Raw genomic sequence first — 14,443 nt, 5'->3', positions numbered from 1 at the left:
CTCGGCTTTCCCCCCCCAACCAAAACAAATCAACAACCCGGGGGGGGGGGATCGGACCTCGAGGTCCGATCCCGCCCAGCGGCGTTTCGGGTGCTCTCAGCGGCATGCCCTAGTGTCAGTGCGGGCAGAGACACACGTCTCCGCCGAGAGGAGGACACCCGGTGCCGACGAGCGAGCACCTCGACGACGAAATCGATGAGTACTTCGACGACGACCCGTACGCCGACTATGACGACCACCCCCGCAATCTCAATGTCCTGACCGCGATGCGGCGCTTCTCGCCGGTCATGGCCGGGCAGCGGTGGAGACTCGCGGTGTCGATCCTGCTGTTCTTCGTCGAGATCGGTACCAGCGTCATCACGGTCATGGTGTTCGCCGACATCGTCGACAACGTGCTTGTCACCGGGGATCTGTCACGCCTGTGGATGCCGCTGGCGATCTGGGCGACGGTGTCGCTGATCGGCGCCGCGGCGTCGTACTCGGGCACCGTGATCTCCGGGCTCGTCACCGAACGCATCCTGTTGCGCCTACGCGACCGGCTCTACGCCCATACCCAACGGCTCGCCCCGCACACGAGGCGGCAATTCGAGACCGGTGACCTGATCGCCCGCCACAGCGGCGACGTCGACGAGATCGAGCACCTCGTGTCGTCGGGCATCGTCTCCGGCACCATCGCGATCGGCGGCGTGATCATCTACGCTGTCGCCGCCTTCGTCACCCGCTGGGATCTCGCCCTGCTGGCGTTCGTCCTCGCCCCACTGCTGTGGCTGGTCTCGCGGTGGTTTGGCCGGGTGGTCAAGAACGCCGCACGGCGTGAGCGAAAGGCCAACGGCCGCATCAGCTCCCGCATCAACGAGGGCGTCACCCACGCGATTTCGATCCAGGCCGACAACCAGGGTGAGCGCGACCGTCGTCGGGTCCTCGCCGAGAGCCGCAACTGGCGCAACGCCCGCGTCTCCGAGCTGAAAGCCAACGCCGCCTTCGGTGAAACCGTCACCATCGTCGAAATGCTGTGCATGATGGCGGTTCTCGCGGTCGGCGCCTGGCAGATATCCCGGGGCAATGCCAGCATCGGAACCCTCATCGCGCTCACCGGCTACCTGGGCTACATGTACCCGAACATCCAAACCCTCGGCGGGCTCGTCGTGTCGGTCACGTCCGCAACGGCCAGCGCCGAGCGTGTCGCCGAGGTGCTCGACGCGCCCATCGCGATCACCGACCGCGACGAACCCGAGGCACCCGAAGCGCAGGCCCTCGCGACCAGCGATGCCGAGTCCGCTGAGGTGCACCCCGACGAGGATCTCGACACGGCACGCGCACCGGTGTTGTCGTCGGTCGGCATCGATCTCGACCACGTGACTTTCGCGTACCCGGATGCCGACCGCAGCGTCCTCGACAACGTCGATTTGTCCATCGCACCAGGCGATTTCGTCGCGCTGCTCGGCGAGAGCGGTTCCGGCAAGAGCACTCTCATGTATCTGCTGCTGCGCTTCTACGACCCCGATGCCGGAGTGATCCGGCTCGACGGCATCGACATCAAGTCGATGACGCTGTGCGAATTGCGCGCGCACATGGCGGTGCTCCCACAACGTGTCGCACTGTTCAACATGACGATCGCCGACAACATCCGCTACGGCCGTCCCGACGCCACCGACGAACAGGTCGTCGCAGCGGCCGTCGCCGCCGACGCCGGCGAGTTCATCGCGCAGTTGCCCGACGGCTTCGACACGCAGCTGCGTGACGGCGGCAGCAACCTCTCCGGCGGACAGCAGCAACGCATCGCGCTCGCCCGCGCGTTCCTCCGCGACACGCCGCTGCTGATCCTCGACGAGCCCACGACCGGGCTCGATCCCGGCACCACACGGCGCGTGCTGGCGCCGATGGAACGGCTGGCGCGGTCGCGCACCACACTTCTCATCACCCACGACGAGAAGGTCGCCGCGGTGGCCGACTACACCGTCACCGTCCGGGACGGGAAACTCGTCCGCAGCTGACGGTGAATACAGCGAAGTCCCCGTCGCGCGGTTCGCGACGGGGACTTCGTACGAGATATCAGCTACCCCAGAAGAAGAACGGGGGCAGCGGGCGGCGCCGGGGACGCGGAGCGGGCGGCGGCGTCGGGCGTCCGTGCGGCGGACGGGGATCGGGGCCGGGCTTCTGTCCCGGGCCGCTGAGATGATGGTGGGGCTTGGGGTGTGGCATTGACGATCTCCCTCTGTTTCGGCTGCGGTCGCCGCTCGACGGACGAGCGGCGACCTTCTCTGACAATCCCCCCGAAAGACACAGCTGAAGTGTCAGGGGCTGCCGTGACCAAAACGTAACAAGGGGAAGGGTTGGAATTCAACGTAGAAGATGGGCAATCCGATATGATCAATTTCCCACCGTGTTGGAGAGAAACGAACATGGTCCCGCCATCCACAGGACGGCGGGACCACTTCATGTGCGATGGATTCATCGCAAACCGAACGATCTAACTGCTGCCGAAGAACGGGAACGGAATCGGCCGCGGGCGGGGCACCGGACGGGGTTCGGGGCGACGGTGGCGCTTCGGGCCGCCGTGCGGACCGGGCATGGGCTTCGGGCCGGGGCCGGGCATGGGTCCGGGGCCGGGCTGTCCTGGCATGAGTTACCTCCACTATGCGTCACGATGATGTCCAGCCGGTGGCGAGCGTGACAACCTCCCCCTGGCTGTCCACGACGGTAGGGACCGAACCTTGTGGTTACCTGTGTGCCAACCTGCCAGGTTGCTGGGAGCCCTGTCAGGTTGCTGGGAGTCGAGGGCAACGGGGTGTGCGTGGGCAACCGCTGGGAATGCCGAACGCCCACGTTCTCGGGGGAACGTGGGCGTTCGGCGTGGAAAGTGCTGTGCGTCAGCGCGAGTGACGTCCCGGGCCATCGGAGTGGTCGCCCGGATACTGCTGCGGCGGAAAATTACCCGGTGGATAGTTACCCGGGGGCGGATACGTTCCGGGCGGGGGATAGTTTCCGGGCGCCGGCGGTGGCGTCGGATAGCCGCGCGGCGCGGACTGCGGTGGCGCGGACTGCGGTGGGACGGACTGCGGCGGTGGCGACTGAGGCGCGGCCGCCGGAGGCGGAGTGGTCAGCCGCTGTGTCACGCCCGGGTCGTTCGGCAGTGGGGCCGCGGCAGGCGCGCCCCCACTGGGCGGACCCGACGGATCCTTGAGGTGGTCCGGGAGATCCTCCTCCGCGGCCTCCTTGGCCTTCGACGATCCCTCCGGATCGAGCAGATCGCGAATCTCGGTGAGCAGCGAAACCTCGGTGACCTCGGCCTTCTTGCCGAACCCGCCGAGCTCGGCGAGCTTGTTGTACGGCGCGATGATCAGGAAGTACACCACGGCGGCGATGATGAGGAAGTTGATCACCGCGGCCAGCAGCGCGCCGAAGTCCATGAAAGTGGCCGGGTTGTCCGCCACGATCCGGAAACCGAAGCCGCAGGTGGAGACCGGGCCCTGAACGGCGCCCTCGGTGCCCTCGACGGTGGTACCGCCGCCGCAGTCGCTGTTGCCGGTCGGGATGGCCGCGAAGATCGGCGCGATGATGCTCGTCGTGAACGCGGTGACGATTGCGGTGAACGCGGCGCCGACGATGACCGCGGTGGCCAACTCGACGACGTTGCCCTTGAGTATGAACTCCTTGAATCCCTTGAGCACGGTGTGCGGTCCTTCCTATTTGGTGTCCGCTCTTGTTTCAGGTATTCGCTCCCCAGGATCGTAAACGACCATTGTCGGGTTTGGCTTGATCCGTCCTCAGTCTCCTTGTCGCGTTGCCATGACCACTGAATCGCTTCGGCCGGGGTTGCTAATGCAGGACCACCGCCAATGGGGTATCCAGTCCTGCCGCGGCCACACGGTGTGCGGCCGCCTCATCCATCGCGAGCAGCACCGGCCGTGTTCCCGACCGGCCACCGGTCAGCGCTCGATCGTCGGTGCTCGTCGTCGTCAGTGCCACCACCGCGTTGCGCGCGAGCACAGCGGTAGGCGAGGAATCGCGTGCCCCCGAGTCGTCCTGGATGTCCGGTGTACCGGCCAGGACGTCGACGAGGTCACCTTCCCGCAGCAACGAGACGACGGAATCGTCGGAGAGTCGCACCGGAACCAGCCGTGCGTCGTCGCGTCGCGTGAGCTGTATCGGGAGCCGCGACGAGAGCAGACGTCCCGAGGTGACGATCTCACCTGCGCCGAGGTGCCCGGCCGCGGTCCGCCCCACCCCGTCGGCGGTCAGCCGCAGTGCGCCCGACGGGATCAGCCCACCGGGAACCGCGCGGACCGCGAGGTCGCTGGCGGTGATCGTCTGACCGGGCATCAGGTCGCGCGCCGACACCACCACCGACCGTGACTGGGTACTTCTATGACCTGCCACGGTCATCGCGATCGACGCCACGATCAGTGCGACCGCCGCGGTACGGCGCACGATCACCGACCGCATCCAGCCGGGCCGCAGCGCGTGGCGGACGCGGTCGACGATGCGCGGCGACAACGAGTCACGGACGAACAGCTGCATGACGCCGAACCGTACCGGCGTCGCATCGTCGTGAACACGGTGCGACGACCTCTGTGGACAACCCGCCCAGACCGCAGAGACTGTGGACAACTCGGATCGACGATCGGTGCCGATTGGATCCGGGAGGCTGCGTCGGGGAGAATGACAACACGGTGAGCCGGGAAGTCTGGTCGGCCCCCGGCCCGACCGCGGGCAGGGGACATGTGCACGCGCACACTGTGCTCGACAACCAGGAGATCTCATGACCACACCGGTGTCCCACCAACTCTCTGCCCGCCAGCGCTTTCGTCGGTGGGTGTCCCTCGACGTCACCAGCGGGGCGCTGCTCCTCACGGCCGCGGTCATCGCCGTCGTCTGGGCCAACTCCCCGTGGCGCGCCGCCTACGACTCGCTGATCGCCTTCGAGTTCGGTCCGGAAGCCCTGCACCTGCACCTGTCGATCGCCGAGTGGGCAGCCGACGCTCTGCTCGCCATCTTCTTCTTCATCGTCGGAGTGGAGCTGAAACAGGAGTTCGTCGCCGGCAGTCTGCGCGATCTGCGTCTTGCGGCGGTGCCGATCGTCGCCGCCATCGGCGGCATGGTCATACCGGCCCTCTGTTACGTCGTGATCGTGGCGGCCGGCGATCCCGAGGCGCTGAGCGGCTGGGCCATCCCGAGCGCAACCGACATCGCGTTCGCGCTCGCGGTCCTGGCGATCTTCGGCCGCGGCCTGCCCCTCGCGCTGCGGACGTTCTTGTTGACCCTCGCGGTGGTCGACGACCTGCTCGGCATCACCGTCATCGCGACGTTCTACACCGAGACGATCAGCTTCGCGCTGCTGGCCGCGGCGCTGGCCGTCATCGCCGTATTCGGCGTTCTCGTGCGGCGACCGCGCCCACGTCACGGCTTCCTGATCCCACTCGTTCTGCTGCCCCTCGCGATCGTCGCATGGGCACTCATGCATGCCTCGGGTGTGCACGCGACCGTCGCCGGCGTACTGCTCGGTTTCGTCGTCCCCGCGATTGCCATGCACGGCGAGTCGAGTTCCCGCACCCACCAACTCGAAGTCGCCGTCCGGCCGACCTCATCGGCCATCGCCCTGCCGATCTTCGCGTTCCTGTCCGCCGGCGTCACCGTCGTGGGGGAGTCGGGCATCGTGCAACCGGTGTCGATCGGCATCTTCGTCGGCCTCACGGTGGGCAAGGTGGTCGGCGTGCTGGGCGCGACCGCGCTGATGACCCGCTTCACGCCGCTGCGCCTGCCGGACTCGATAGGGCTGCGTGACCTGCTTCCCGTCGGCATGCTGACCGGCATCGGCTTCACCGTCGCACTGCTCATCGCCGAGTTGTCCTTCGAGCACGGATCCGACGACCACGCGACCGCCGCCAAGGTGGCGATCCTGCTCGGCAGCGTCGTCGCCGCGCTCGTCGCCGGCGCCCTGCTCCGCTGGGACGCCCACAAGGCACGCGAGGCCGACATGAACCACGACGGCATCCCGGACCGTGACATCGAGGTCATCGGCGGCTGACCTGGCCGGCAGCCCGACGTTGGCACTCGGAATGCGAGAGTGCCAACGTCGGTTAGACTGGGCAACGATCGACTACTTTTCGGAGGTTATCGGTGCCCACCTACTCGTATGCGTGCACGGAGTGCGACAACAAGTTCGACATTGTCCAGTCGTTCTCCGACGACTCACTCACCGAATGCCCGCAGTGCGCAGGCCGCCTGCGCAAGCTGTTCAACTCGGTCGGCATCGTGTTCAAGGGCAGCGGCTTCTACCGCACCGACTCCCGCTCGGGTTCGGTCTCCAGCGACAGCGCGTCCTCCGGTGAGAGCTCGTCGTCGAAAGACTCCTCGAGCAGCAGCACCGAGTCGTCGTCCAGCACCAAGGTCGAGAGCAAGAAGAGCGACAGCAAACCGGCCGCCGCCACCACTTCGGCCTGAAACGGACCGGCTTCAGCCCAATTCCCGGAAACCCGCGTCCGGCGTGAGCACCCAGCCGACCCGGACGTCGTGGGGTGCAGCCGGCACAGAGTCGACCACCTCGTCGTCGTACACCACGGCGACGAGGTCGGCGCGCAGCCCTTCGAGGGTGCGGTCGTAGTAACCCGCCCCGCGGCCGAGACGGTTGCCGGATTTGTCGACGGCATAGGCGGGGACGAAGATCACCGACGCCGCCTCGACTGCATCGATGCCCAGGCGGTCGCCGGTCGGCTCCAACAGCCCGAACCTGCCGGTCGTCAGCGATGTGGCGCCGTCGTACCGCACCCAGTCCAGGGCGGCCGGGGCGCCCGCCGGGACCACCGGCAGCAGCACCGTGACACCGCGGTCGAGGAGGGCGTCGAGCATCGCAGGTGAGCCGGGTTCGGTCCTGATGGGCACATACGCGGCCACCGTCACGTCGTATTCCAGCCGGAAGGGCGCCGAATAGATCCATTCCGCCAGGTTGGCGGCGACCTCTTCGCGGCGGAACGGTGTCACCGCCGCCCGCCGCTGTTCGAATTCGGTACGAAGCTCGTCCTTGGTCAACTGCATGTCGGCCGCCTTCTCGGGCACATGTGTACTGCATCGCATCGGGGCCATCGGACATCAATTCGCCAGGCTCCCCGCAGGAATGGCCATTAGGGTGGTCCCATGACTTCCAGTGGCGCGAATAAGACTACCGAGGAGAACCCGGGAAAATCGTCGGTGCCCAACACTCCGCCGATCCCGCGTACCGCGGTCGTCCCCGCGGCCGGTCTGGGAACCCGATTCCTGCCTGCGACCAAGACCGTGCCCAAAGAGCTGCTTCCGGTGGTCGACACACCGGGCATCGAGCTGGTCGCCGAGGAAGCCAAGGCGGCCGGTGCCGAGCGTCTTCTGATCATCACGTCGCCGGGTAAGGACGGGGTTGTCGCCCACTTCGTCGAAGACCTCGTGCTGGAGAACACCCTGTCCAAGCGCGGCAAGGAGGCGATGCTCGCCAAGGTGCGCAAGGCGCCGTCGCTACTCGAGGTGGCCTCCGTGGTGCAGGAGAAGCCACTCGGTCTCGGGCACGCCGTCGGCTGTGTCGAGCAGTATCTCGACGACGACGAGGACGCCATCGCCGTCCTCCTGCCAGACGACCTGGTCCTGCCGGGCGGAGTGCTGGAGGTGATGGCCCGGACCCGCGCGCGGCGTGGTGGATCGGTGCTGTGCGCGATCGAGGTCCCCCGCGATCGGATCAGCGCCTATGGTGTCTTCGACGTCGAGGACCTCCCCGATGCCCACAACCCGAACGTGAAGCGGCTCAAGGGCATGGTCGAGAAGCCGGATCCGGATGATGCGCCGTCGAATCTCGCCGCCGCGGGCCGCTACATCCTGGACCGCAAGATCTTCGACGCGCTGCGCCGAATCAAGCCCGGTGCGGGGGGCGAGCTGCAGCTGACCGACGCGATCGCGCTGCTCATCGAGGAGGGTGAACCCGTCCACGTCGTGGTGCATCACGGGACGCGCCACGACCTCGGCAACCCCGGCGGCTACCTCAAGGCGGCCGTGGACTTCGCACTCGACCGCGACGACTACGGTCCTGATCTGCGCGAATGGCTGGAGAAGCGTCTCGCCGACGGCTGAGACCGGTTGCCGGCTCGCAGGCCTCCGCGCGCCTGCGCCATTCGGCGTGATCCGACCGATACCCTCTACCCGAAGTCTGTCAGCCGAGAGGGGCGTGGGGTGAAATGCGTTCGGTCGAGGATCACCTGACGATCGTGACCGCCGCCGCGGTTGCACCACGACCCGTGCGCGTCGCGATCTCCGAGGCGCAGGGGCTGATGTGCGCCGAGGAGGTCGTCACCGAGCACCCGATGCCCGGCTTCGATCAGGCGGCCGTGGACGGATACGCCGTCCGGGCCGTGGACGTCGACCTCGCCGGCGTGATCGCGCCCGAGGACATCGAGGAGTTCGATTCCGGCGGAGCCGATCTCTCCGACCTCACGCCCAACGAACCGATGATCGTGCAACTGCCGGTCGTCGGGACGGTCGAGCCCGGCGCCCGCACCCCGACGCGGCTGCAGCCACGGCAAGCCGTGCGCGTCGAGACCGGTGCACCGATGCCGACGCTCGCCGACGCCGTCGTCCCACTGCGCTGGACGGACGGCGGCGAGCAGAAGGTCAAGGTCGGGCACGCGGTCGACAGCGGCGACTACGTGCGCCGCGTCGGCGACGACGTGCAGCCCGGCGATGTCGCCGTGCGTGCCGGATCGATCATCGGCCCCGCCCAGGTGGGGCTTCTGGCCGCGGTCGGACAGCCCCGGGTGATGGTGCACCCGCGCCCGCGGCTGTCGGTCATCTCCATCGGTAGCGAGCTCGTCGACATCGACCGTTCTCCCGGACCCGGTCAGATCTACGACGTCAACAGTTATGCCCTCGCCGCTGCCGCGCGCGACGCCGGAGCCGACGTGAACCGGGTCGGCATCGCCGAGCGGGAGACCTCCCGGATGCGGGAAGTGGTTGAGGCACAACTCATCAGGTCGGAGATCGTGGTGATCTGCGGCGCCGTCGGCGGGGCCGCCTCGCGCGCCGTCGCCGATGCGCTCAGCGACCTCGGTGACCTCGAGATCGTCCGGGTGGCGATGCACCCCGGTTCGGTGCAGGGTTTCGGATGTCTCGGGCGTGACGACGTGCCGACCTTCCTGCTGCCGGCCAATCCGGTCAGCGCACTCGTCACATTCGAGGTGATGGTCCGGCCGCTGATCCGCATCGCTCTCGGCAAACGGCAGCCGATGCGGCGGATCATCAAGGCGCGCACCGTAGGTCCCATCGCGTCGGTGGCCGGGCGCAAGGGATATCTGCGCGGACAGCTGATGCGCGACGAACGATCGGGCGACTACCTGGTGCAGGTCATCGGGGCGTCCCCGACCGGCAGCTCGCACCTGCTCGCCGAACTGGCCGAGGCGAATTGCCTGATCATCGTCGACGCGGACGTCGAGGAACTGCGGACCGGTGACGAGGTCGAGGTCGCGTTCCTCGCGCAGCGCGGCTGAACGGCAGAGGAAACGGCGACCGCGTCATAGAGTGGCAGACGTGTTGAGGTGGTTGACGGGGACGCCGGCCAGCCCCGGCTGGCCCGCCACGCTGGGTCCGTTGCGCACGACCGCGGGCGTCATCACACTGCGCCCGGTGAAGTTGCGCGACGCGAAGACGTGGAGCGAACTGCGGATCCGGAACCAGAATGCGCTGTTGCCCTGGGAACCGACCGGCATCGGGTCGTGGGCCGAACGCCACCACCCGAGCGCGTGGGCGCCGCAGTTCTCTGTGCTGCGGTCGGAGGCCAAACGCGGGACCGTGTTGCCCTTCGTCATCGAGGTCGACGGGGAGTACGTCGGCCAGCTCACCGTCGGCAACATACAGCGTGGGGCGGTGCGTACCGCGTGGATCGGGTACTGGGTCGACGGTGGACGCGTCGGCCAGGGAATCGCCACGGCTGCAGTCGCTTTGGGGGTCGATCACTGTTTCGGCCCGGTCGGCCTGCATCGTCTCGACGCCACCGTGCAGCCGTCCAACGCCGCTTCGCAGGCCGTACTCACCAAGATCGGTTTCCGGCGGGAAGGGCTACTCGAGCGGTACATGGATGTCAACAAGCGGTGGCGTGACCACATCCTCTTCGCGCTGACTGCAGAAGAAATCACGGGCAGTGCCGCCGAGACCCTTGTTCGTTCCGGTCGCGCATCCTTCCACTGACCCGCGGATTCTTGAGAGCCGACTGTGAAATTCGGCCAATGTGCACGTGGTCCGGCGCGTCTCCCCAGGTTGCTCGTCGCGCGCCCCTAGATTGTGGGGTGGCGTCGTGTAACCAGAGTGAAGGAAGGGAGAGTCGCATGCCGAACTCAGTCTTGTGGGTCTGCCTTGTGGCCGTATGGCTTTTCGTGCTGGTGCCGATGATCATCAAGGGTCGTCCACAGATGCGGAAAACGACCAACGCCGTCAAGGAAACCCGACTCCTGCACCGCGGTGGGACCCGGGCGCGCACCGCGAAACGCAGGAGTTCCGGGGCGCACCCGCACGATCCGTCGTGGAAGTCCGAGCGCACCACCCGGGCAGCGCGCAGCGCCCGGGTCGCCGCCGCCGTCCTCGACCCCAAGGCCGACGACGACCCGGCTGACGACGAGGCAGTCGACGAAAAGGTCACGGCGACAAGCTCTTCGGCCGAGAAGAAGTCGCCGACAGGCACGCGGATGAGCCGCGCCACCGATGCCACGGTGGACGCGCCCGTCGCCGATGACGCCGGCGCGGCGGAAGACGTCGCGCCGGTCGACTCCGGCGACGAACTCGCGGAACCCGATGTCTCCGACGCTGATTCAGCCGATGTGGTTGCGGCCGGGCCGAGCGACGAGGACGAGGCGATCACCGTGGACGGCGAGCTCGTCGACGCCGAGGACGAGACAGAGACATCCGTCGAGGCGGACGCGACCGCGGATGTGGTCGACGCGGAGGTCGCCACCGACGAGGAACTCGACGACCTCGCGGAGTCGGATGCGGAACGCGATGACCTCGACGACGAGCATGACGATCTCGACGACGAATACGACGAGCATGACGATCTTGACGACGAATACGACGAGCATGACGATCTTGACGACGAAGACGACGATCACGACGGAGAGCTTGAAGTCGATCTCGACGACGAATACGAAGACGACGTCGACGACGAATACGAGGACGACTTCGACGACGAGCCCGAGGTCACCCAGCGTGCCGACGAAACCGACGAGCCCACCAAGGCAGCGTCACAGGCCGCGCCCGCAGAGAAGCCGCCGGTCCGGCGCCGTCGGGCCGCCTACTCGCCGGACGCACGGCGTGATCAGTTGCGCTACCGCGAACGACAGCGGGTGCTGATCGGGCTCGTGGTTCTCGTGGTCGCGGCCGTAGTGTCCGGGGTCTTCCTGGGCTTCGTCGGGTGGATCGCCACGGGGGTTGCGGCGGTCCTGCTGATCGCCTACATGGCGTACCTGCGCCGGACCACGGCCACCGAGCAGCGCATTCGTGCCCAACGTGCCGCCCGGGCGCGCAGGTTCCATCACGACGAGGCCGAGCGGCGTCGTCGTGCCGAAGCCGTACCGCAGTTCGCGTCGGCACCGCCGCCACCGCGGCTGCGTCGGCCCGGCGGAGCGACCGTTCTGGAGATCGACGACGAGGACCCGGTGTTCGATCACCTGCCGTCGTTCGGGCACCGTCGGCTTATGCGCGACGACGAGGACCATCGTCGCGCCGGCTGACCGCGAACGTCAGGAGGCCGTGGCCGCGACCACGTCGTATTCGCGGTCGATCGCCACGAGCACCATCGCCTGATCGGCGAATCCCAACAGCGGCGAGAGCGCCAACCTGCGGGTCCAGACACCGACGATGGGTGGGTAGGCCACCGCGAGCGTGTCGACGGTACCGATCCGAGTGACCCACCACTGCGCCCGACCGTCGATCGAGCGACCGTTCCATCGCTGCGTACCGGTCAGTCACTGAAGTCGGGCGCCGCCGCCAACAGATGCGCGACCTTCTGCACGGTTGATTCCGACGACGCGGCCGAGGACGGTCGTGACCTGCTCATCGGATGCTTCTGCCATGACCCCGACCCGTATGTGGCAGACATGTCGTCACGTATGCGCCGTCGTCGGGGGTGGCGGTTTGCGGGATGACCTACTGCGACTGCTAGAGTTGCCTCCGGTTGATCAAGTGACGATCATCCCGGGGCTATGGCGCAGTTGGTAGCGCGACTCGTTCGCATCGAGTAGGTCAGGGGTTCGATTCCCCTTAGCTCCACTGATCGGGCGGGCAAAACCCGCACTCGAACCGTCCCCGTTGTTTTGTCTCACGTTGCCGGGGCTCAGCTGTCCCGAAGATCGAGAAGTTCCTCTAAATCTGGGAGAATGGGCTGCATGCCCACCGCAATTCCACTCGATGCCGAGGCGATCGCAGCTGCGTGTTCACGGTACGGCGTCGAGCGCCTGCGGGTTTTCGGTTCGGTGTTGACCGACAGCTTCGATCCGGGCCGCAGCGACGTCGATTTCTTGGTGGAGTTCAGGATCGGCCGCGAAAACGTGTTTCATGACTACTTCGATCTCAAATCGGCGCTCGAGCAGATCGTTGGCCGTGACGTCGATCTCGTTATGGCCAATGCGGTGAAGAATCCCTACGTCGCCGAGTCCATCTTCGGCAATGCCGAAGATGTCTATGCGGCCTGACAAGAGTCGCGCCGCGTACATCTGGGAGGCGCTGACCGCGGCACGGAACGTACGGCTGATCGTCGCCGACGCGCCAATCGAGCACTACATCGGTGACCTACTTCTTGAGTCGGCGACCGAACGTCAGATGGAGATCATCGGAGAAGCCATTCGCAGCCTGCGGCGTGTAGATAATGGCCTTGCCGAGCGAATCCCGCACGTGCACAAGATCATTGGGATGCGCAACATTCTTGTCCATGGCTATGCCCAGGTGGACAGCGCTATTGTCTGGACAGCGGCGACAACCGACGTATCGGCGCTGATACCGGTACTGGAGAGGCTTCTTGAAGAACAGGAGGGTGAAGGCTCCACCGCATGAGAGTCGGGGTACCGACTCACACGGACAGGTGCCGCCACCAAGTCCACGGGAGACTGCCTCACCTCACGGCCAGTCGCCGAGATACGCCCGATACGTCCCGATCGGCAGCGTGGCGTCGTAGACGAGCTCGCCCGAGGGGGAGAACTCCGAGATGTGCGGCGATGAGCCCCAGCCGCCGAAGGTGCCGCCGCCTGGCAAGCCCTGGGCATTGCCCATGGCCAGACTCGCGAGACCGGCGGGATGCAGTGTGGCGCCGACCAGGCGGGCCGTGCGTCGTGCGGGATCGATCCGGATCCACTTGATCCGTGAGTAGCCGAGCTGTCTGTTGCCGTCCTCGTTGTTGTCGAAGACGCGGACCGTGCGGGCGTCGGTGAACTGGGCGTCGTGCTGCCCGGCGATGGAGGTCCCCGGCCCCATGGCGAGACTGGGGTGTTTGCCGCCCAGTTGCCATTTCACCCTGCCGGTGCGGATATCGACGTCGTAGACGGCATTCAGATTGCGGAACGAGATCAGCAGGTCTCCGGAAGGATCGAGTGATACCGAGTTCATGTGGTACGCGTCGTAGGTGGTGCTGCCGGCACCGAGAGGCATCGTGGATTCGGTCAGCGGAATGTGGGCCACCGCCGACCACCGCATCAGTGCCTTCCCGGACGCGACGTCGATCACCGAGGCGACGCAGTCGAACAGCGTGCCGTTGCGTGGCCCGCCGACCGGGGTGAGGTCGGCGCGGACCGGCACGTAGGAGATGATCAGGGCGCGCCCATCCGGTGTCAGAAGGAACTCATGGAGGTCCGACGTCAACCCGGCGCCCGCCCTGACGACCTTGATGACGTGGCCGCGGGTGTCTGCCATGTAGTGCACGCCCGAGCCGATCCCGTTGGTTCCGTCGCCCTGCCACCAGGTGAGCACGGTGCGGCCCCGATAGGTTTGCGGTCGGAAGTCGGCGACCAGCTGACCGTTCGGCGGGGTGTAGCGCCATACCTCGCGCCCGGACTTGTCGGCGATGATGTTGGCCGGTCGCAGCGAAGGGATCGCGGACGTGTCGACCGGGATGGGGAGCGCGACCGCCATACCGGTGGTGTAGAAGACATACCCGTGGTGGCCGTTCGGCTTGTTGACCCAGACCGTGTACCACGGTGTGCCGAAGGGCAGGGTGGGCTGTTGTGGTTCGGCGGTCGCCACCGGAGTGAGGATCGTCGAGATTCCGATAATCGCCGCCATCAGCAGGGCGGCACGAATGATGGCTCCACTTCGCCGGGTTTTCTGCTGCATCGTGTCCTCCCTACGGGCACGGTAGGGACGCTCGGTCGAGCGTGATGGTAGTCGTCGGGAGACCTCGCCAGGTCTGAATAGGGCCAAGTGAGTGTTCGGTGGGGCGGTACATACGACGCGA

15 protein-coding genes and 1 tRNA gene are annotated in these 14,443 nt (G+C 66.8%); 10 read left to right on the top strand and 6 right to left on the bottom strand.

Annotation, left to right across the window (positions count from 1 at the left end):
- Positions 1–161: 161 nt before the first annotated feature.
- Complete coding sequence (locus tag ACWDTI_RS09095; protein ID WP_449737736.1) at positions 162–1,994, top strand: ABC transporter ATP-binding protein; 1,833 nt, start codon at positions 162–164, stop codon at positions 1,992–1,994.
- Between the two features lie 876 nt (positions 1,995–2,870).
- Here the strand turns inward: ACWDTI_RS09095 and ACWDTI_RS09090 are convergent.
- Together ACWDTI_RS09090 and ACWDTI_RS09085 are read right to left on the bottom strand one after the other, a co-directional pair.
- Positions 2,871–3,671, bottom strand: a complete 801-nt coding sequence (locus tag ACWDTI_RS09090) for a large conductance mechanosensitive channel protein MscL (RefSeq protein WP_449737735.1) — start codon at positions 3,669–3,671, stop codon at positions 2,871–2,873.
- 148 nt (positions 3,672–3,819) lie between these two features.
- Positions 3,820–4,521 carry an SAF domain-containing protein gene (locus tag ACWDTI_RS09085; protein ID WP_449737734.1) on the bottom strand — a complete coding sequence of 234 codons (702 nt, stop codon included), beginning with the start codon at positions 4,519–4,521 and terminating at the stop codon, positions 3,820–3,822.
- 241 nt (positions 4,522–4,762) lie between these two features.
- Here ACWDTI_RS09085 and nhaA point away from each other — a divergent pair, with 241 nt between their 5' ends.
- Positions 4,763–6,028 carry a Na+/H+ antiporter NhaA gene (gene nhaA, locus ACWDTI_RS09080; RefSeq protein WP_449737733.1) on the top strand — a complete coding sequence of 422 codons (1,266 nt, stop codon included), beginning with the start codon at positions 4,763–4,765 and terminating at the stop codon, positions 6,026–6,028.
- Positions 6,029–6,120: 92 nt separating this feature from the next.
- On the top strand, positions 6,121–6,444 hold the full coding sequence (locus ACWDTI_RS09075) for an FmdB family zinc ribbon protein (protein WP_449737732.1): 324 nt from the start codon (positions 6,121–6,123) through the stop codon (positions 6,442–6,444).
- Between the two features lie 12 nt (positions 6,445–6,456).
- On the opposite strand, the gene ACWDTI_RS09070 is transcribed toward ACWDTI_RS09075, so the two are convergent.
- Positions 6,457–7,035, bottom strand: a complete 579-nt coding sequence (locus tag ACWDTI_RS09070; protein ID WP_449737731.1) for a 5-formyltetrahydrofolate cyclo-ligase — start codon at positions 7,033–7,035, stop codon at positions 6,457–6,459.
- Between the two features lie 99 nt (positions 7,036–7,134).
- Here ACWDTI_RS09070 and ACWDTI_RS09065 point away from each other — a divergent pair, with 99 nt between their 5' ends.
- The 4 genes from ACWDTI_RS09065 (at position 7,135) to sepX (ending at position 11,732) form a co-directional block, all read left to right on the top strand.
- Positions 7,135–8,091 (top strand): UTP--glucose-1-phosphate uridylyltransferase, encoded by a 957-nt coding sequence (locus ACWDTI_RS09065; RefSeq protein ID WP_449737730.1) that lies wholly within the window; start codon positions 7,135–7,137, stop codon positions 8,089–8,091.
- A gap of 104 nt (positions 8,092–8,195) precedes the next feature.
- Complete coding sequence (gene glp, locus ACWDTI_RS09060) at positions 8,196–9,500, top strand: molybdotransferase-like divisome protein Glp (protein ID WP_449737729.1); 1,305 nt, start codon at positions 8,196–8,198, stop codon at positions 9,498–9,500.
- 40 nt (positions 9,501–9,540) lie between these two features.
- Positions 9,541–10,197, top strand: coding sequence for a GNAT family N-acetyltransferase (locus tag ACWDTI_RS09055; protein ID WP_449737728.1), 657 nt, complete (start codon positions 9,541–9,543; stop codon positions 10,195–10,197).
- Between the two features lie 137 nt (positions 10,198–10,334).
- Positions 10,335–11,732 (top strand): divisome protein SepX/GlpR, encoded by a 1,398-nt coding sequence (gene sepX, locus ACWDTI_RS09050; RefSeq protein WP_449737727.1) that lies wholly within the window; start codon positions 10,335–10,337, stop codon positions 11,730–11,732.
- A 9-nt stretch (positions 11,733–11,741) separates the two neighbouring features.
- On the opposite strand, the gene ACWDTI_RS09045 is transcribed toward sepX, so the two are convergent.
- Positions 11,742–11,876: a hypothetical protein gene (locus ACWDTI_RS09045; protein ID WP_449737726.1), complete on the bottom strand. Its 135-nt coding sequence runs from the start codon at positions 11,874–11,876 to the stop codon at positions 11,742–11,744.
- An 86-nt stretch (positions 11,877–11,962) separates the two neighbouring features.
- Positions 11,963–12,100, bottom strand: a complete 138-nt coding sequence (locus tag ACWDTI_RS09040) for a hypothetical protein (protein WP_449737725.1) — start codon at positions 12,098–12,100, stop codon at positions 11,963–11,965.
- 97 nt (positions 12,101–12,197) lie between these two features.
- Here ACWDTI_RS09040 and ACWDTI_RS09035 point away from each other — a divergent pair.
- The 3 genes from ACWDTI_RS09035 to ACWDTI_RS09025 all read left to right on the top strand — a co-directional run bounded on the left by ACWDTI_RS09035 (position 12,198) and on the right by ACWDTI_RS09025 (position 13,050).
- A tRNA-Ala gene (locus ACWDTI_RS09035) sits at positions 12,198–12,270 on the top strand.
- A 116-nt stretch (positions 12,271–12,386) separates the two neighbouring features.
- A complete protein-coding gene (locus ACWDTI_RS09030; RefSeq protein ID WP_449737724.1) occupies positions 12,387–12,692 on the top strand; it encodes a nucleotidyltransferase family protein in 306 nt (101 codons plus the stop codon).
- On the top strand, positions 12,667–13,050 hold the full coding sequence (locus ACWDTI_RS09025; RefSeq protein WP_449737723.1) for a HepT-like ribonuclease domain-containing protein: 384 nt from the start codon (positions 12,667–12,669) through the stop codon (positions 13,048–13,050). The genes ACWDTI_RS09030 and ACWDTI_RS09025 overlap by 26 nt, the downstream gene beginning before the upstream one ends.
- Before the next feature lie 63 nt (positions 13,051–13,113).
- On the opposite strand, the gene ACWDTI_RS09020 is transcribed toward ACWDTI_RS09025, so the two are convergent.
- Positions 13,114–14,322, bottom strand: coding sequence for an arylsulfotransferase family protein (locus ACWDTI_RS09020; protein WP_449737722.1), 1,209 nt, complete (start codon positions 14,320–14,322; stop codon positions 13,114–13,116).
- Between the last annotated feature and the right edge of the window lie 121 nt (positions 14,323–14,443).

It is taken from the genome of Gordonia sp. NPDC003424 (assembly GCF_053588655.1).
Note: the sequence above shows the minus strand (reverse complement) of the source record. Positions and strands in the feature narration are given on the sequence as shown.